General features: G+C 44.8%; 13 protein-coding genes and 4 tRNA genes. 5 read left to right on the top strand and 12 right to left on the bottom strand.

Annotated features, from left to right (window positions below; genetic code table 11):
- Positions 1-70 precede the first annotated feature (70 nt).
- Together nrdB and yfaE are read left to right on the top strand one after the other, a co-directional pair.
- A complete protein-coding gene (gene nrdB, locus ACF8OV_RS17515; RefSeq protein WP_005494727.1) occupies positions 71-1,204 on the top strand; it encodes a class Ia ribonucleoside-diphosphate reductase subunit beta in 1,134 nt (377 codons plus the stop codon).
- A complete protein-coding gene (gene yfaE, locus ACF8OV_RS17510; RefSeq protein ID WP_005457859.1) occupies positions 1,204-1,482 on the top strand; it encodes a class I ribonucleotide reductase maintenance protein YfaE in 279 nt (92 codons plus the stop codon). The genes nrdB and yfaE overlap by 1 nt, the downstream gene beginning before the upstream one ends.
- Before the next feature lie 72 nt (positions 1,483-1,554).
- Here the strand turns inward: yfaE and ACF8OV_RS17505 are convergent, their stop codons facing one another.
- Positions 1,555-2,787: a CinA family nicotinamide mononucleotide deamidase-related protein gene (locus tag ACF8OV_RS17505; protein WP_140282751.1), complete on the bottom strand. Its 1,233-nt coding sequence runs from the start codon at positions 2,785-2,787 to the stop codon at positions 1,555-1,557.
- A gap of 197 nt (positions 2,788-2,984) precedes the next feature.
- On the opposite strand from ACF8OV_RS17505, the gene ACF8OV_RS17500 reads away from it, so the two are divergent.
- Positions 2,985-3,887 carry a DUF3943 domain-containing protein gene (locus ACF8OV_RS17500; protein WP_021448933.1) on the top strand — a complete coding sequence of 301 codons (903 nt, stop codon included), beginning with the start codon at positions 2,985-2,987 and terminating at the stop codon, positions 3,885-3,887.
- A gap of 224 nt (positions 3,888-4,111) precedes the next feature.
- Positions 4,112-4,624, top strand: coding sequence for a glycine cleavage system protein R (locus ACF8OV_RS17495; protein ID WP_203504662.1), 513 nt, complete (start codon positions 4,112-4,114; stop codon positions 4,622-4,624).
- Between the two features lie 77 nt (positions 4,625-4,701).
- On the opposite strand, the gene nspC is transcribed toward ACF8OV_RS17495, so the two are convergent.
- From nspC to uvrY, 10 genes are all read right to left on the bottom strand, one after another.
- On the bottom strand, positions 4,702-5,835 hold the full coding sequence (gene nspC, locus ACF8OV_RS17490) for a carboxynorspermidine decarboxylase (protein WP_025536455.1): 1,134 nt from the start codon (positions 5,833-5,835) through the stop codon (positions 4,702-4,704).
- Positions 5,836-6,034: 199 nt separating this feature from the next.
- Positions 6,035-7,285: a carboxynorspermidine synthase gene (locus ACF8OV_RS17485; RefSeq protein WP_020838767.1), complete on the bottom strand. Its 1,251-nt coding sequence runs from the start codon at positions 7,283-7,285 to the stop codon at positions 6,035-6,037.
- Positions 7,286-7,303: 18 nt separating this feature from the next.
- Positions 7,304-10,180 carry a pyridoxal phosphate-dependent class III aminotransferase gene (locus ACF8OV_RS17480; protein WP_203504664.1) on the bottom strand — a complete coding sequence of 959 codons (2,877 nt, stop codon included), beginning with the start codon at positions 10,178-10,180 and terminating at the stop codon, positions 7,304-7,306.
- Between the two features lie 736 nt (positions 10,181-10,916).
- Positions 10,917-10,992, bottom strand: a tRNA-Gly gene (locus ACF8OV_RS17475).
- A gap of 10 nt (positions 10,993-11,002) precedes the next feature.
- A tRNA-Leu gene (locus tag ACF8OV_RS17470) sits at positions 11,003-11,089 on the bottom strand.
- Between the two features lie 76 nt (positions 11,090-11,165).
- A tRNA-Gly gene (locus tag ACF8OV_RS17465) sits at positions 11,166-11,241 on the bottom strand.
- 37 nt (positions 11,242-11,278) lie between these two features.
- Positions 11,279-11,352: transfer RNA gene (locus ACF8OV_RS17460), tRNA-Cys, on the bottom strand.
- A 389-nt stretch (positions 11,353-11,741) separates the two neighbouring features.
- Entirely contained in the window at positions 11,742-12,299 is a 558-nt protein-coding gene (gene pgsA, locus ACF8OV_RS17455; protein ID WP_005494716.1) for a CDP-diacylglycerol--glycerol-3-phosphate 3-phosphatidyltransferase, read from the bottom strand.
- A gap of 46 nt (positions 12,300-12,345) precedes the next feature.
- Complete coding sequence (gene uvrC / locus ACF8OV_RS17450) at positions 12,346-14,178, bottom strand: excinuclease ABC subunit UvrC (protein ID WP_005494715.1); 1,833 nt, start codon at positions 14,176-14,178, stop codon at positions 12,346-12,348.
- Between the two features lies 1 nt (position 14,179).
- Positions 14,180-14,824: a UvrY/SirA/GacA family response regulator transcription factor gene (gene uvrY / locus ACF8OV_RS17445; protein ID WP_005386783.1), complete on the bottom strand. Its 645-nt coding sequence runs from the start codon at positions 14,822-14,824 to the stop codon at positions 14,180-14,182.
- Between the two features lie 499 nt (positions 14,825-15,323).
- On the opposite strand from uvrY, the gene ACF8OV_RS17440 reads away from it, so the two are divergent.
- The gene (locus ACF8OV_RS17440) at positions 15,324-17,687 is read left to right on the top strand and encodes a DNA polymerase II (RefSeq protein WP_317675830.1); all 2,364 of its coding nucleotides are present in this window, start codon (positions 15,324-15,326) and stop codon (positions 17,685-17,687) included.
- Here ACF8OV_RS17440 and ACF8OV_RS17435 read toward each other — a convergent pair.
- Positions 17,684-18,451, bottom strand: coding sequence for a nucleotidyltransferase domain-containing protein (locus ACF8OV_RS17435; protein ID WP_203504668.1), 768 nt, complete (start codon positions 18,449-18,451; stop codon positions 17,684-17,686). The genes ACF8OV_RS17440 and ACF8OV_RS17435 overlap by 4 nt on opposite strands.

Genomic DNA, 18,451 nt, shown 5'->3' with positions numbered 1-18,451 from the left:
CTAACAATCCGCAGTAACAGAATATCGAACACCTCCCCTTATGGGGAGGTCTAAAAGGAATTGAGGCATTATGGCTTACAGTACTTTTAACCAGAACAAAAATGACCAACTAAAAGAACCTATGTTCCTTGGTCAATCAGTAAACGTTGCTCGTTACGACCAACAAAAATTCGAAATTTTCGAAAAGCTTATCGAAAAGCAACTGTCTTTCTTCTGGCGTCCAGAAGAAGTTGACGTATCTAGCGATCGTATCGACTACAACAAGCTGCCAGACCACGAGAAGCACATCTTCATCTCTAACTTGAAGTACCAAACGCTTTTAGACTCAATCCAAGGTCGTAGCCCAAACGTGGCACTACTTCCACTTGTTTCTCTTCCTGAGCTAGAAACATGGATTGAAACTTGGTCTTTCTCTGAAACGATTCACTCTCGTTCATACACACACATCATCCGTAATATCGTGAATGATCCAAGTGTTGTATTTGACGACATCGTAGAGAACGAGCACATTCTAAAACGTGCTAAAGACATCGCACACTACTACGATGATCTAATCCAAACGACTAACGACTACCACCGCTACGGTGAGGGTGAGCACGTTATCAACGGTGAAACGGTTAAAATCAGCCTGTACGATCTTAAGAAGAAACTGTACATCTGTCTGATGTCTGTAAACGCGCTAGAAGCAATCCGTTTCTACGTAAGTTTCGCGTGTTCATTCGCTTTCGCAGAGCGTGAGCTAATGGAAGGTAACGCGAAAATCATCAAGCTGATCGCTCGTGATGAAGCGCTTCACTTGAATGGCACGCAGCACATGATCAACCTGCTACGTAACGGTCAAGATGACTTCTCATTCATGCAAATCGCAGAAGAAGCAAAACAAGACTGTTTTGACCTATTCAAAGAAGCGGCAGAGCAAGAGAAGGAATGGGCAGAGTACTTGTTCAAAGACGGTTCAATGATCGGCTTGAACAAAGACATCCTGAGCCAATACGTTGAGTACATCACCAACATCCGTATGCAAGCGGTAGGCCTACCAGCAGCGTACCCAGAAGCAACAACCAACCCAATCCCATGGATTAACGCTTGGTTGTCTTCAGATAACGTTCAAGTAGCGCCTCAAGAAGCGGAAATTTCGTCTTACCTAGTCGGTCAGATTGACAACGAAGTTCGCGCAGACGACTTTGAAGGGTTCGAGCTGTAATGCCAACCATCAAAATCAACAAACTTGTTAGCATTGAGTCCAACCCATCCAATACCATTTTGGAGACCATGGAACAGGCGGGCTTACTTCCAGAATACAACTGTCGCGACGGTCACTGCGGTGCATGTCGTTGTAAGTTGGAATCTGGTGAAGTGGAGTATGTTGGTTTTGCCATGGCTTACACGCAAGGTGATGAGATTCTCCCTTGTATCTGTAAAGCCAAATCAAGCGTTTCGCTGACTGGTGTGAACTACGCGATGAAAGAAAAGCGCGCATAGTTCCAGACGAAGAAACACGAAAAAGCCAAGGCGATCGCCTTGGCTTTTTGTTATCTGTAGATGGTGAATAGCCTAAAGTGCGCTGTTAGGAATATGCATCTCTTTCACTTTCTCTAAAAACGCATAGTGGGCAAACATAGGTTTTCGCTCTAAGTAACGGCGTAATAAATCCAGCGCTGCGGTGCTGATCACTTTCACTTGGTCGTCACGTTGATACTTTTTCGCTAACTTATAAGACGCGCCCCATTCACCTGATGGTGTAGACAAGGCGACAGAAAATACCCAACCTTCAACCTGTCCGGTCACTAATGCTAAATCGGTAGCGCACTTTTCGCGAGTCGCTCCCGCTAACGCAAATGTTGCAGCCAATGGATCCCCCTCATGGTTTACAGTTTGGTTACGCCCTGCCAGCACCCAACCGTGACCCAATTGCTTTTCTGCATTTTCATCACTGTTTAACCAGTAGGTTAAATATCCAGCACTGCTTTTTTCAGACACAGAAAGCGTGAGATCTTTATCCGCCAGCAGTTGTCCTACATGCTCAACCATCGGAAGGTCGATGCTAACCGTATTGCTTTCGAGGTGCTTGTTGATCAACTGCATCAGCTTCAAACGTTGTTCAAGCTGATCTGCCGGACCAAACAGCTTCACTTCAATAAAAGGAAGATAAGAGCGATACCCAAGCTCATATCCTTGTGGCAGTTTTAACTGATCCAACTTATCCGAGATCCCAGATTCAGAAAGACCAAAAGTGTAGATTCGACTACAGCATGAACCTTTTACGTCAGGAAATACTCTTCGAAGATCAGGCAAAATTTGTGTTTCTGCCATCAATTTGAATTCGCTTGGTACACCAGGAGTAAAATAAAAAATCGCGTCATTGATCAGCATTTTAAAGCCACATGCCGTGCCAATAGGATTGTCTAAAATTTCTGCGGTTTCAGGTAGCATGGCTTGTTTTAAATTGCTATCAGGCATAGGAATGCCACGCCGAGCATACATGCTCTCCAGTTGCTCTAGCCATTCTTTAAACAATACCAGTTTGCACTCAGCCGCTTTCGCTGCCGCTGCGGCGCTCATGTCGTCGGTCGTTGGCCCCAATCCACCGTTAACAATGACTACGTCATTGTTGAAGCTCAGCATTAAAAACTCTTCGATTAAGCTCGATTGCTTGTCTCCCACAGTGGATCGTTTGGTTAAGCCAAACCCATGCTGATAAAACAAACTCGACAGCCACGCCGCGTTAGTATCAACAATATCTCCGTGAAGCACTTCCTCACCAGTACTTAGCATTGCAATTTTCACAACTGACTCCTGAACATAAGCACAATTCTATTTCTATACGGAGCACTTATATCGTTTTCTTTTTATCAGACTAATCGCTTAGTCAATTTGTTGGGATTAAATTAAGGTCAAGTATTTAAATGGGTTTTCTTTTAAGGGATAATTGTGAGCCCGATCATCAAACCATTAACTCGGAGACCTTTGTGTCAAAATCATCCATGTTCAAGAAGACTCTCGCAGGACTCTTACTGACGACGTCGGCCGTTGCTAACGCGAGCCAGTACGATATGAGCCGCCACTCAGAGTTTTCTTACACGCCTGATTGTATGTCAGGTTACTGCGAAACAACCAATCTGTACACCTTCGAATCTCAAAATCGCAGTCTTGCTTTTGAACAGAATAACGATGATTCTTTAAATCTTGACGCAGGCCTTCAGCCTAGACACCTTATCGTTCCTCAAGATAAGGACTGGGATTACCTAATGGGCCAGACGTACACCATTCTTGGCCTGAGTGTGGCTACTGTTGGTTTGATGACGTTTCTTCCTGAAAGCATTACTAAGTGGGACGAAGAAGACCGCGACATGAGCAAGCTAGGTAGCAAATGGAAAGATAACGTTTCTGATGGCCCGGTATGGGACCGTGACGAACACTTCCTAAACTACATCATGCACCCATACTTTGGCGGTGTTTACTACACGGCGGCAAGACATGCAGGTTACAACGAATTTGAATCATTCTTGTACTCTGCCACCATGTCTACTTTCTTCTGGGAATACGGTGTTGAAGCGTTTGCAGAAGTCCCTTCTTGGCAGGACATCTTTATCACGCCATTCTTTGGTGCGGTCGTGGGTGAAATGATGCTAACAGCAGAGCAAGACATCGTAGCAAATGGCGGCGAAGTGTTAGGTTCAGAAACTGCAGGCGACGTTTCTCTCTTCTTCCTAAACCCTGTTGGTCATATCCACCACTGGGTGACTGACGCATGGGGCGGCAGCGCTGAATTGAAATTCAACTCCTCACCTTGGTTCGGCAATCAAGATGTTGCGAAGTTTGCCATGGACGCAGGTGCAAGCTACGACAGTCAGTTTTACGGCGTAGAGCTGAAAGTAACGTTCTAAGCCAACCATATTGAACGACATTAATGAAGAGCAGCCAAACGGCTGCTCTTTTTGTATCTAGTGCACTGTTTTGATTATTTGCTTCGCGAATTAGTGTGAAAAATTGACTTCTATCAAACATAACCCCTTCCTAGGACCTACACTGAAGAAAAGGACTTATTCCAATAACTTAAGCGATGCGTTCCACCGCACTGCGTCCAAACCTTATTCCAGGAGGGGACATCATGAACACTGTGTTTATCGTTAACTTTGTCGGTCAAGCATCACCGGCGACTATCAAACAACTGGCTGCTGTTACTCATGAAAACGGAGGCAAATGGTTAATCAGTAAAGTAAACTTTATTGAAGACCAAGTCGCTGGGGTGATAAAAGTTGAGTTACCTGAAGAAAACGCGGACACGGTGAAAGAAGCGTTTTCAGCCTGCCAGACTCTAGTAGTTAAATTTGTGGATTCAGAGCCTCACTCACACAAAGAAGATACCATTTTCCAACTTCGTCTCGATTCCAATGACCGTGCAGGTATCGTCAATGAAATCACTCACGTTCTGGATGCACAACGCATCTCTATTTTAGATATGGATTGCCAACGCGTATTTATTGCCGGGGGTGGCGGTGTGAGTTCTAGCTTGTTCAGCGCAAAAATGGCTATCAAGCTGCCAAGCGAATTGGAAATCGAAGATGTGGCGAACGAGTTAGAAGCACTCAGCGAAGACACCAGAGTAATAATTGAAAGCTAGTCGATTTAGCCTTTTATTCATAGAAAAAGAGCAGCTATAAATAGCTGCTCTTTGTCATTGTAAGCATGAGAAAAACGTTACTTCACAGACCACTGTGACAGTGAGCGTTTGAAGTCTGAGTAGTCAAACTCATTCAGCTTTTGAATCTCGCCGCTTGAACGCTCACAGTAAACAGAAGGCATACGTAGACCATTAAACCAGTTTAGTTTCACCATCGTGTAACCCGCGCTGTCTAGAATGTGTAGACGTTGACCGATCTCTAGTGGCTGACCAAAATTTGCCACACAGAACTGATCACCGGCAAGACATGAACACGAACCAATCACGTACTCGTGCTCGCCGTTGTCAGATGCTTCTAGAATGGAGGCCGGTTCATTGTAAATCAGCGTATCAAGACGGTGTGCTTCAGTTGCAGAGTCAACAATTGCTGTCTTCTTCACGTTCTCAACGATATCGACCACAGTAACCACTAAGTCTGTCGTCTTAGTGATGATGGCTTCACCCGGCTCTAGGTACATTTGCACGCCGTGCTTCTCAGAGAATGCTTTTAGCGCTAGACCTAGCTTCTCAATATCGTAACCCGGCCACGTGAAGAATACGCCGCCACCCATGCTCACCCAATCCAGCTTGTTTAGGTATTCGCCAAACTGCTCTGAAATCGCATCTAATAGGCCGATAAATGCATCCACATCTTTGTTCTCACAATTCATATGGAACATCACGCCATCAATACCTTCAAATACTTCAGGTTTGATGTGATCGGCTTGTACACCTAAGCGAGAGAATTTGCGCGCAGGGTTTGCGAGGTCTTGACCCGCGTAGCTCACGCCCGGATTTAAACGTAAACCAATCGACGCTTTGCCTTCAACAATGTGGCGGTAAGCTGCAAGTTGAGATTGCGAGTTGAAAATCATTTTGTCACAGATGTCTGCGACTTCACGTACGTCATCTTCGCTGTAACCCACACTGTAGGCGTGCGTTTCGCCACCAAACGTTTCGTATCCAAGTTTTACTTCGAATGGGCCGGAGCTGGTTGTGCCGTCTAAGTAAGGCTTGATGATGTCAAACACACCCCAAGTAGAGAAACACTTCAGTGCAAGTACAAGCTTTACACCTGAGATTTCTTTTAACTGTTTTGCTTTCTCTAGGTTCGCAATCAGTTTGTCTTCATTGATCATGAAGTACGGAGTTTTTAGTTCATTGTGTTGCATGTTAATACCTTGAGTGCTTTCGCCTGAACGAAGGCACTATAAAATCGAACAAAGCCGACGCTGTTGCATCGGCTTAGATTTTAATTATTTAACTTTGTTTGTAATTCGCCAAAATTTGTCTCTGTAGCGAGGAGAACGCGTGGAGTTTACGAATGTAAATGAGCACGTTCGACAAAGCCTCAGAGGCAAATAACAAGAATTACTTCAAAGCGTGGATAACTGGTAGCCCTTGAGCTGGTTCCAACTCCTGAACATGCCAATCTAGACCGATTTCTGGCATTGTTTCTAGGAACGGATCTGGGTCTAGCTGCTCCATGTTGAACACGCCTTTGTCAGCCCACTTGCCACGGAAGAATTGAAGTGCGGCTGTGATCGCTGGTACACCTGTTGTGTAAGAAATCGCTTGATGCTCTACATCTTCGTATGCCACTTCGTGGTCAGCGTTGTTGTAGATGAATACGCTACGCTCTTTACCGTCTTTCTTACCTTGAACCCAAGTACCGATACACGTTAGGCCTGTGTAACCCGGTGCTAAAGATGTTGGATCTGGTAGTAGCGCTTTCAATACATGAAGAGGCTGTACTACTGTGCCATCGTGCAGCGTTAGTGGATCTGGACTTAGTAGGCCGATGTCGCGCATTACGTTGAAGTAGTTAAGGTAACGATCACCAAAACCCATCCAGAACTCAATACGCTTCGCAGGGATGAACTCTTTCATTGAACGCACTTCGTCGTGCGCCATTGAGTACACTTTGTGTGAGCCACAGTTCGGGAATTCGAACTCAAGCATACGTGAGTGACAAGGTACTTGCTTCCACTCGCCATTTTCCCAGTAGAAAGAGTCACCTTGGATCTCTAGCATATTGGTTTCTGGGTCAAAGTTCGTCGCAAACTTCTTACCGTGATCACCCGCGTTTACATCCATCACGTCTATTGTGTCGATCTCATCGAACAGGTGTTTTACTGCGTATGCTGCAAACACAGAAACTACGCCTGGATCGAAACCAGCGCCTAAGATGCCAGTGATGCCCGCTTCTTCGAACTTCTCACGGTAGCCCCATTGCCAATCGTAAGCTTCAGGGACTTGTTGACCTTCTGAACATAGGTCAACCGCAACTGATGTATCTAGGTATGAAACTTTTGCTCGGTAACACGCTTCCATGATTGGCATGTTTACCCAAGGAGGACCCGCGTTGATAACTAGGTCCGGTTTCACTTCTTCAATCAAAGCAACAAGAGAATCTACGTCGTCAGCATTTACTGCACGAGCTTCTAGTTTCTTAGTTGAATCTTTCAGATTGTTTTTCTTCTGAATCGATTCGATGATTTTCTCACACTTACCTACGGTACGTGATGCGATTGTGATATCACCCAGAACGTCGTTGTTTTGTGCTGCTTTGTGTGCAACTACCCAGCCAACGCCGCCTGCACCAATCTGTAGAATTGCCATAGTTTTCCGTTACCTTTGTTAAACTAGCTCAACTGCTAGCATATTGATTTTAGAGAGCAAAGATTCAAAGTCCGCAGTCGTTAGACACGGGTTCAAAATCGTAAATTTAAGCGCGGTTTTACCGTCGACAATGGTTTCACCCAATACCGCGATACCGCGAGTCAACGCTTCTAAACGTAGCGCTTTGTTCAGTTCATCAAGATCTGCTGTTTCGTGTGTTGCACGGAACAATACCGTCGACAGTGAAGGCTCAGCTAGTAGTTCAAATTGATCGTTTGTACGGATCATGTCAGCCACTTCAAGCGTTTGAGCGAGTAGATGATCGTACATGTCACCCAGTGCCTTCGGACCCACGTTTTGCATGGTCATAAAGACTTTCAATGCATCGAAACGTTTGGTTGTCGCGATAGATTTATCGACCAAGTTTGGTAGCTCATCGTGCTCACGATTCAAGTAATCTGCGTGATGAAGCAAGAACTTAAAGTTCGACTTGTCGTTCACCAAAAGTGCGCCACAGCTGATTGTTTGGTAGAACAATTTGTGGAAATCGACACTGATAGAGTGAGCGCGCTCAACGCCTTTCAGGCGAGACTTATGACTGCTAAGGATCAGCGCACCACCGTAAGCACCATCCACATGCATCCACATGTCGTGCTTGACTGCCATGTCGGCGATGAAGTCTAGGTCATCAATTGCACCGTGATCCGTCGTACCCGCAGTACCAACAATCGCAAATGGAATTAGCCCTTCAGCTTTCGCTTGCGCAATCACTTCATCTAGCTTCGTGATATCCATGGTGCCATCAGCGTTTGCATCCACAGTCATCACCGCTTTCTCACCAAGCCCCATCCAAGATGCAGACTTTTGAACTGTGAAGTGTGATTTCTTAGAACATACAATGCGAAGTTTGTCAGCGTAGTCAGGCAGACCTAACTTCTGGATTGAATGACCACTGAGCTTATCTGCGATCCAATCACGTGCCAGTATCAAACCCATTTGGTTACTTTGCGTGCCACCGCTCGTGAAAATACCATCGGCTTTTTCGCTTAGGTCGTACTTGTCGCACAGCCAGTTGACCACTTTTTGCTCAACGTAAGTTGCAGAAGATGCTTGGTCCCATGAATCCATTGATTGGTTCAGTGCTGCAATCATCGCCTCTGCTGCAACAGCCGGCATTAAAGGAGGCGTATGCAAATGCGCGATACAATCAGGGTGTTGAGTGAAGATAGCGTTCTTTGCCACCAGCTCTGCCACATCATCGATTACGGATTTAAGTGGCGCATTTTTGTTGTCTAGGTCAACCGCGTTGATCGCATCTTCTAACGCTTTAGGATCCATACCTGAGTATGGTGCGTTAACTTGTTCAAACACTGACTTCATTGCAGAAGTTGTGTGACTCATTACTGATGCAAACTCAGCACTGCCTAGTTCACCGGTATGGATGAAGTGCTTTTTCCACTCTTCTTGTGGTGCAGCTTCAACGTGGCTACCGCCTGCGGCGATGATCGCTTCTTCAAGCACACGTAATGCGAAGTCAATCTGTTCGAATGAAATGATAAGTGGTGGAAGGAAGCGAATAACAGAACCTTCGCGGCCGCCTTTCTCAACCATCAAACCACGCTCAAGCGCAGCACGTTGAATCGCTAGGGTCAACTGACCGTCCGCAAGAGGTTCACCAAACTTGTTAAGCTCGCCGTTAGGATTCTTGATTTCAACGCCTAGCATCAAGCCTTTGCCACGAACTTCAGCAATACAGTTAACACGTTTTTGGATGTTTTCAAGACCAAAACGTAGGTATTGGCCAGCAACGTTCGCATGCTCAACAAGGTTGTCACGTTGGATAATTTCAAGCGCTTTAGCACCTGAAACCATTGCAAGTTGGTTACCACGGAATGTGCCCGTGTGCTCGCCTGGCTTCCACGTATCGTGTTGCTTATTGATCACAAGCAGTGACATTGGCAAGCCGCCGCCAATCGCTTTAGAAAGACACAATACATCAGGCACGATACCCGCTTCTTCGAAAGCGAAGTTGTAACCAGATTTACCCACACCACACTGGATTTCATCAAAAATCAGCAGGATACCGTGCTCATCACAAATACGACGTAGTTCGCGCAACCAGAATGCTGGAGCAGGAATTACACCGCCCTCACCTTGAACTGGCTCTACGATGATCGCAGCAGGTTTCATGATACCCGCTTCATCATCGTTCAATAAACGCTCGATATAACGAATGCTTGCTTTCGCACCTTCGTCACCGCCAAGACCAAATGGACAGCGTAGGTTGTATGGGAAAGGCATAAAGTGCACATCTGACATTAAGCCAGTACGACGCGCTTTTGTTCCTAAATTACCCATCATGCCCATCGTACCGTTTGTCATACCGTGATATGCACCACGGAAAGCAAACATGGTATTACGACCTGTCGTTTGTTTCGCTAGCTTGATCGCAGCTTCAACCGCATCTGCACCCGATGGTCCACAGAACTGAATAACACAGTTATCGCCCAGCTCTTGAGGAAGAAAAGACTTAACAGACTTAATAAAGTGAGTTTTAGCAGAAGTGGCAATATCAAGAGTTTGATAAGGCAGACCAGAGTCTAACTGCTCTTTTAACGCTTGGTTAATTTCAGGATGGTTGTAACCCAACGCTAAAGTACCAGCACCAGCTAGACAATCTAGGAAGACTTGACCACGAGTATCTTCTACCAAACAGCCATATGCTTGCTTAATCGCAATCGGTAGACGACGTGGATAAGAACGAACCTCAGATTCATGCTCCGCCTGTTCTAATAGAACTTGATCCGGCGTTAAGTCATACGTTCCCTCAACTAAAGGAACCTGAGAAGAAAAAATGTTTGCGATAGTGTTATCGACTTCAAAGGCAGTGCTCATACTACTTAATCCCTTGAATTGTAATAATTCTCGAACCTGTATTTATTTTCGTTTGAATTTAATTACAGGAGATATAGGTAAACCTCCGCATTTGTCGCTACGTAAAAGACAAATACAGATAGTCAGTCACAACATCGGTGACTTTTATTTGTGCTGGGAATTAATCAAGGTTCCGTAATGCAACCGTTTTGTAAAACAGGACATTTCGGCAGTATGAAGCTGATTAGTGTGTGTTTATTCAAAGGTTTCAATGTTGGGTTTCCCATTAACATGCTGCATTTACAGCATTAGTATCCCGTCTATCGACAAATGGCTTTACCGATACCTACCCTACGTAGTGTCACAATCAGCTTGAATGGTCACTACGCGTATCCCCCAGAGAACTAGCGTCATAAATTACGCTCCGAGATTGCGCGCGAATTTATCACAAAATAAAATCTTCTGGCAACGACTTTTCACAATCCATAAGTTGACAGCGATCACAACAAAACCATTCTTATTCTGATCTCAATAACTTACCTGATAGAGGTGAATTTATCTTGTTCTGTCGATATGCATCTAACGAAGTCATCAATAGTACCGGTTGAATAGTGTGGATGTGCATTTAAAAGAACTGGTTTCCCAGATAGCCTAGAATTTGCATTTATTTGTTTGGCGAGAGTCGGACTTACTTTTTGAAGTTGTTGAGAAACAACAAATACGAAAAAGCCCAGCTAAAAAGCTGGGCTTATCAATCTGGAGCGACACACGAGGTTCGAACTCGTGACCTCAACCTTGGCAAGGTTGCGCTCTACCAACTGAGCTAGTGTCGCAGATTTAAGATGGTGCCCCGGGCCGGACTTGAACCGGCACAACGCGAACGTCGAGGGATTTTAAATCCCTTGTGTCTACCAATTCCACCACCAGGGCACACAAATATTCTTTGTGATGCCTTTACAGAAAAGTAAAACACCATCTGATACCGCATAACGCCATATCTATAATTTGGAGCGACACACGAGGTTCGAACTCGTGACCTCAACCTTGGCAAGGTTGCGCTCTACCAACTGAGCTAGTGTCGCATTTATTCTCGAAAGTAATTCACTCTCAAAAGAATAATGGAGGCGCCTCCCGGAGTCGAACCGAGGTCCACGGATTTGCAATCCGCTGCATAGCCACTCTGCCAAGGCGCCTCATTTGTGAAGTAAGCATCGCTTTTTCACCACCCTTTCAAGCCGCGCTCTCTTGGGTACGGGATGCATTCTACGGATTCGAGCGATCGAGTCAACACTATTTTTATTTTTTTAAATCGTTTGACCAGATTTTGTGCGAAAGACTGTGGATTGATTAGTTTTAATACGAAAACATGACCAATTACACTTGTTTATCTTGAGTTTATGGCTACTCAGCACCCGCTGCTAGGGTAGGTTCTCGCCATTTCAAGTAGAGATAATTGGACAATTACAAATCTAACAAACACCGACTGAATAAAAAACAAGATTAAGATCACATTTCTATTTTTAGAAAGTCATTCGAAATGCACAAAAAAAGCAGGCATAGCGACCTGCTTTCTTAATCTCGTTTAGTGATGTTCTTCGTTCAGCAAATCATCTTTTGCTGCTGCAAGATACTGAACCATCGACCAATATGTTAGGAATGTAGCGACGTACAGAGCGGCAAAGCCTAGCCAAACCATCCATTCGTCATAGCGCCAAATCAGAACCCATAATGCAAACATCTGAGAAACTGTTTTTACTTTACCAACCCAGGATACAGCGACACTTGCGCGTTTACCGATTTCAGCCATCCATTCACGCAATGCAGAGATGATAATCTCTCGCGCAATCATGGTTACAGCAGGGATAGTTACCCAAATGGTGTGGTAGTGCTCTGTAATCAAAATCAACGCTGTCGCAACCAGTACTTTATCAGCGACAGGATCGATAAACGCACCAAACCTTGAAGTTTGGCCAAGTTTACGAGCTAGCATGCCATCTAACCAGTCGGTAAAACCTGCAACCCAGAACACCATTGCTGCCGCAAAGGGAGCCCAAGAATAAGGCAGATAGAAGACAACCACGAATACAGGGATTAAGAACAGTCTAAGAAGGGACAGAATGTTCGGGATATTCAAACGCATTTTATTATTCTCTTACACATTGCGTGTTTATGTTGCTGGATTTTCCTTATTGTTTCAATGCTTGGAAAATAATTTCTGCTAAAGAGTGACTAATTCCCGGTACTTTGGCGATTTCTTCAACACTTGCACGCTTAAGTTCCTGCAATCCACCCATGTATTTCAATAAAGCTTGGCGTCGTTTTGGCCCAACACCTTCAATCCCCTCCAACGCGCTTGTACGTCGAGTTTTACCACGTTTCGCTCTGTGACCCGCAATCGCATGATTATGACTCTCATCGCGAATATGTTGAATCAAGTGTAAGGCTGGAGCATCACTTGGTAAGTTGAACTCTTCGCCATCAACCGTAATTAAGGTTTCAAGGCCAGGTTTACGTGTTACACCTTTGGCAATACCAATCATGATTGGTCGCTTAGGCCAATCTCCCCAATACTGGGCTATGATTTCATGCGCACGATTTAACTGACCTTTACCACCATCAATAAAGATGATGTCAGGGATTTTTTCTACGTCCAACTGCTTTGAGTAGCGCCGCTCTAACGCCTGCCCCATCGCTGCATAATCATCGCCACCCGTGATTCCAGTAATGTTATAGCGTCGGTATTCTTGCTTTACCGGACCTTCGTTGTTGAAGACCACACATGATGCGATAGTGCTCTCGCCCATCGTATGGGAAATATCAAAACACTCCATCCTCATAATAGACTCCATTCCCAGCGTCTCGCGAAGTGCTTTGAAACGTTGGTTGATCGTCATCTTATGGTTGATTTTTGTCGTGATGGCAGTAAGTGCATTGGTATTAGACAGCTTAAGATATCTCCCTCTCGCACCAGTCGGAGAAGTATGGAAATGAACCTTACGCCCTGCGACTTCACTCAGTGCTTTTTGAATGGGTTCGAGATCGTCGGCCAACTCTTGGTTCAGTATTATTCGAGATGGGATTGTCCGCGCCTCATTGTGACTCAGGTAGTACTGAGTCAAAAAGCTATCGAATACCTCTTGTTGGCTCGTGTTTTGAGGAATCTTAGGGAAATGACTGCGACTGCCTAACACTTTACCCTGACGAATCATCAATATGTGGATGCAAGCAATGCCGTTCTCTTGCGCAAAACCCAGCACATCCATATCGTCCATGCTGTCTTCCGATACATATTGCTGTTCTTGGACTCGTCTTATCGCTTGTATCTGATCACGAAACTTTGCCGCGTCTTCAAACCGAAGTTGCTGACTAGCAACCTCCATTTTCTCTATCAACTGCTTCAGTACTTGCTGATCTTTACCTTGCAGAAATAGACGGACGAAACCCACCAGCTCTGCATACTCTTCATCTGAGATAATCGAGCTCACACACGGGCCAGCGCAGCGACCAATTTGATACATCAAGCAAGGGCGCGTTCGATTGGAGTAAACCGTATCTTCGCACTGTCTAACAGGAAATATTTTTTGCAGCAAGTGCAGCGTTTCCCGTACCGCCCCTGAGTCAGGGTAAGGACCAAAATACTCGCCTTTGCGCTTCTTGGCCCCACGGTGCATCGACAATCTCGGATGTTTATGACCGCTAATGAATATATAAGGGTACGATTTATCATCACGCAGAAGCACGTTGTATTTCGGCAAATACTGCTTGATGTAATTGTGTTCAAGAATCAGCGCTTCTGTCTCGGTATGCGTCACCGTGACATCTATTTTGGCAATATTGCTCACCAAAGCGCGTGTTTTTTCACTGTCGACTTTTTTGCGAAAGTAACTAGAAAGGCGTTTTTGAAGATCTTTGGCTTTACCGACGTATATAACAACAGCATCGGCGTTGTACATGCGGTACACGCCGGGCTGATGAGTTACTGTCTTGAGAAAGGAAGCCGAATCGAAAGGAGGATTCACACTAAAGGGTCTCGGTGTCCAGCATTCCGTGGCGAATCGCTAAGTGTGTTAACTCAACGTCACCATTAATGTCCAGCTTGCTAAACAGTCGATAGCGGTAGCTGTTGACTGTCTTTGGACTTAAGTTAAGTTGCTCAGAAATATCCGTTACTTTCTGACCTTTCGTGATCATAAGCATGATTTGCAGTTCACGTTCGGACAAATCTTTAAATGGATTTTCAGAGGCTGGTGAGAACTGGCTCAATGCCATTTGCTGCGCTATCTCTGGAGAGATGTAACGCTGCCCACTATTGACCACACGAATTGCATTTACCATTTCATCCGGCCCTGCACCTTTGGTTAAATAACCAGAAGCACCAGCCTGCATCACTTTGGTTGGAAACGGATTTTCCGTATGAACGGTTAGTACGATGATTTTCACATCTGGATTCACGCGAAGAATTTTCTTGGTGGCTTCCAAGCCGCCAATCCCAGGCATGTTCATGTCCATTAAAACGACGTCAGCATGATTACTGCGACACCATTTTACTGCATCTTCACCGCTGTCAGCTTCTCCTGCTACGTTCATTCCACGGACGTCTTCAATAATACGTCGTATCCCTGTGCGAACCAGCTCGTGATCATCTACAAGGAAAACATTAATCAAACTTGTATCTCCACACTTTTTATTGGCTCTGCACCCACATAACTTTACTAAATGTGGATATCAGTATGACTGCCTATATACTAACGTATTTGGCAATAAATTGCTTTCTATGAATATGTGCTGAAACGCAAACTTTAGCAAGAACTTATTCATAAACCACTCTATTATTTCAGAGCGTGATGTGCAGAGCCGAAATCTAGGAAAAACTAATTAACAACATTACCCCCAACAAATCAAGTATCTATATCCATATAACCTCGATATATGAGAATCACTTAACTTGCAAACGAGAAAACAACTGGCAGATCTGGTGGTTTAATATACAGAAATCGTTAACTAGAAATCCTTTTTTAAGCCATTTGTAATTGCTAAAAACCTCCGATTAAACAAGCCAGAAGTAACTATGCAGAAGTATCTAATTCCATTTTCTATTACTGGTTATTTTTACAGTCCATAATGTTAGAATGGCGACTTGAAAAATTTATAAGGTTTCTCTCTTTTGAACATCCAACAAGGTTTCCTACTTACTCGCCAAGCACGAGACATCAAAGGCCAAACTCAGATAGAGTTGTGGCTCGCGACAGAAGCAGGTCCGACTCAACTATTGATCAATGGTGAGAAACCCGTGTTCTTCATCGCTCAAGAGTACATTGAGCAAACCCAAAACCTGGCGCTATCGAAAAGTATTCAAGTTGAAATTCGAACTCTTGAACTGAAAACGTTCGAGCATACCCCTCTCGCAGCTTGCTATACGAAAGTAACCAAAGAAGCACTCGTATTACAAGATCTGCTCTCACAGCAAGATATCGTGACTTACGAAGGCGATATACGACTCGCTGACCGCTATCTAATGGAGCGCTTTATTAAAGGGAGTGTGGAGTTTACAGGTCATCAGCAATCGCGAAATGGCTTTCATCGTATCCAGAATGCAAAGTGTCGAAGTGGTGACTATGAGCCTAAGTTGCATGTCGTTTCGCTAGACTTGGAGTGTTCAGAAAAAGGCATTCTATACTCCATCGGTTTGGATAGCCCTCATGACTCTCGAGTCATTATGATTGGAGAACCAGAACCAGCTGAAACAAATATTCAATGGGTTCAAAATGAAAAAGCACTACTCGAAGCATTGATTGCTTGGTTTAAGTCGTTCGATCCTGATGCTATTGTTGGTTGGAACGTTATCGACTTCGATTTTCGTCTCCTTCATAAACGTGCGGAACGGCACAACATGAAGTTGATGTTGGGTCGCGCCGATCAGCCAAGCTTCTTTCGTAGCTCATCCCAAAGCCAACAGGGGTTTATCTCAATTCCCGGACGTGTAGTACTCGATGGCATCGATACACTAAAAACCGCGACTTATCACTTTCGGTCTTGGTCATTAGAATCGGTTTCACAAGAACTACTCGGTGAAGGCAAAGAGATCCATAACGTGCATGACCGTATGGACGAAATCAATCGCATGTATCGCTCCGATAAGCCTTCACTTGCCAAATACAACCTTCAAGATTGCGTGCTAGTAAACAAAATCTTCGAACACACTCATCTCCTCGCGTTTGCTATTGAACGATCGAGGTTGACGGGAGTTGAGTTGGATCGCGTCGGAGGCTCAGTCGCGGCGTTCACCAATCTTTATTTGCCACAAATTCATCGAGCAGGTTACGTCGCACCCAATTTGCACCCTGAAAACTGGATTGCGAGTCCCGGCGGTTACGTAATGGACTCAATCCCTAACCTTTATGACTCAGTTTTAGTGCTGGATTTTAAGAGTCTATATCCCTCTATTATTCGCTCTTTCTTGATCGACCCTATGGGTTTGGTCGAGGGTTTATTACTGGACATTGGTAAGGATGACGATCAAGCCGTGCCTGGTTTTCGTGGTGGTCAGTTTCATCGTTCGAAACACTTTTTGCCAGAGATGATCGAAAAGCTTTGGGCGGCACGAGATGTTGCGAAGAAAAACAACGAGAAAGCCTTTTCTCAAGCAATCAAAATCATCATGAACTCGTTTTATGGCGTATTGGGCTCATCGGGATGTCGTTTCTTTGATACTCGATTAGCTTCCAGCATCACCATGCGTGGGCATGAAATCATGAAGCAAACTAAAGTGCTGATTGAAAACAAAGGCTATCAAGTGATTTATGGAGATACAGACTCAACATTTGTCTCTTTGAATGGTTCATACAGCCAAGCGGAAGCGGATGAAGTCAGCAATCACTTGGTTGAATACATAAACTCTTGGTGGCAAGAGCATCTTCGCGCTGAGTACAACCTCACTTCAATGCTTGAAATTGAATATGAAACTCACTACCGCAAGTTTCTGATGCCAACTATTCGTGGCGCGGAAACGGGCTCGAAAAAACGTTATGCGGGTTTAATTGGTGAAGGAGAACAAGAGCGCATTGTATTCAAAGGGCTAGAAAGTGCGCGTACCGACTGGACGCCATTAGCGCAAAAATTCCAAAACACGCTCTATCGAATGGTATTTCACGGCGAAGACCCGAGTGACTATGTGCGTGAAGTAGTAGAAAAAACCAATAATGGGGAGTTTGATGACCAATTGGTTTATCAAAAGCGACTACGCCGAAAGCTGCATGAGTACCAAAAAAACATTCCACCTCAAGTGCGTGCAGCACGTTTAGCCGACAACATTAATGCCAAGCTTGGTCGACCTTTACAGTATCAAAATCGTGGGCGCATAGAGTATTTGATTACCCTAAATGGCCCTGAGCCTCATGAATACCGTAACAGTCCTATCGACTACCAGCACTACATCGACAAACAGCTAAGGCCTGTTGCAGATGCGATTCTGCCATTTATCGGCACAGACTTTGAAACCCTCTCAGCACCACAGATGGGACTGTTCTAACCAATACGAAACTCAGTCTTTTGGTACTGCTTCACGAGCCAGCCACCGAAAGCATCAATTAGGCCAATGACCGAACGCTTGGGAATTGGCCTTCCAGATAACAATATGCAGAGGCGTTCAATCTCCAGTTTTTTCTCGGGATGATATTGCAAAAACACTTCACCACATTCTATTGGATCATCAAACCAGCGCTTATCGCGATACATCACCAAAGAGTAAGAAGCTCTTAATAACTTTTTAGCGATGACTACCTGCGCACGAACTTGCTCCTCAAGGCTTGTCGCCTGAACAATCTTAGCTCGATACACCGCTAGCCATTCTTCAACATCCATATTCCAGTGCTTAGCAATTTCCCAACTCGGCACATAGTCGCCAAAACAATCTGCCAAGTCATCGCCATGCACACAAACACAGCAGTGCTTGAGCATAAAGCCCCAAGTAAAAATGCTATCAAGATTGACAACTTCGCTAACAAGTGCCGTTCTTATCGCCACTCCCTTGACTTGCGGGTGATCTTGCTGAGCTCGCCACTTTATAGTATTGAGCAGCGTCGCTCGGTTGTTCTCAAACGTCGACTTTGTCACCACAACTAAATCCAGGTTGGACTTTCCTGCTATTGCCGTTTTTCGCGCAACACTTCCGTACACATAAACGCTGTGAAGATTTTGCCCTAGACCGCCTGTTAGGCACATCAACACTTCTTTGATTAAAGGAGCAAACTCTGGTTGAAAAGGTTGTTTAGGATCGATAACTGGAAGAGACAT

The organism is Vibrio sp. GLN_1 (assembly GCF_043106015.1).
GTDB lineage: Bacteria > Pseudomonadota > Gammaproteobacteria > Enterobacterales > Vibrionaceae > Vibrio > Vibrio parahaemolyticus.
Note: the sequence above shows the minus strand (reverse complement) of the source record. Positions and strands in the feature narration are given on the sequence as shown.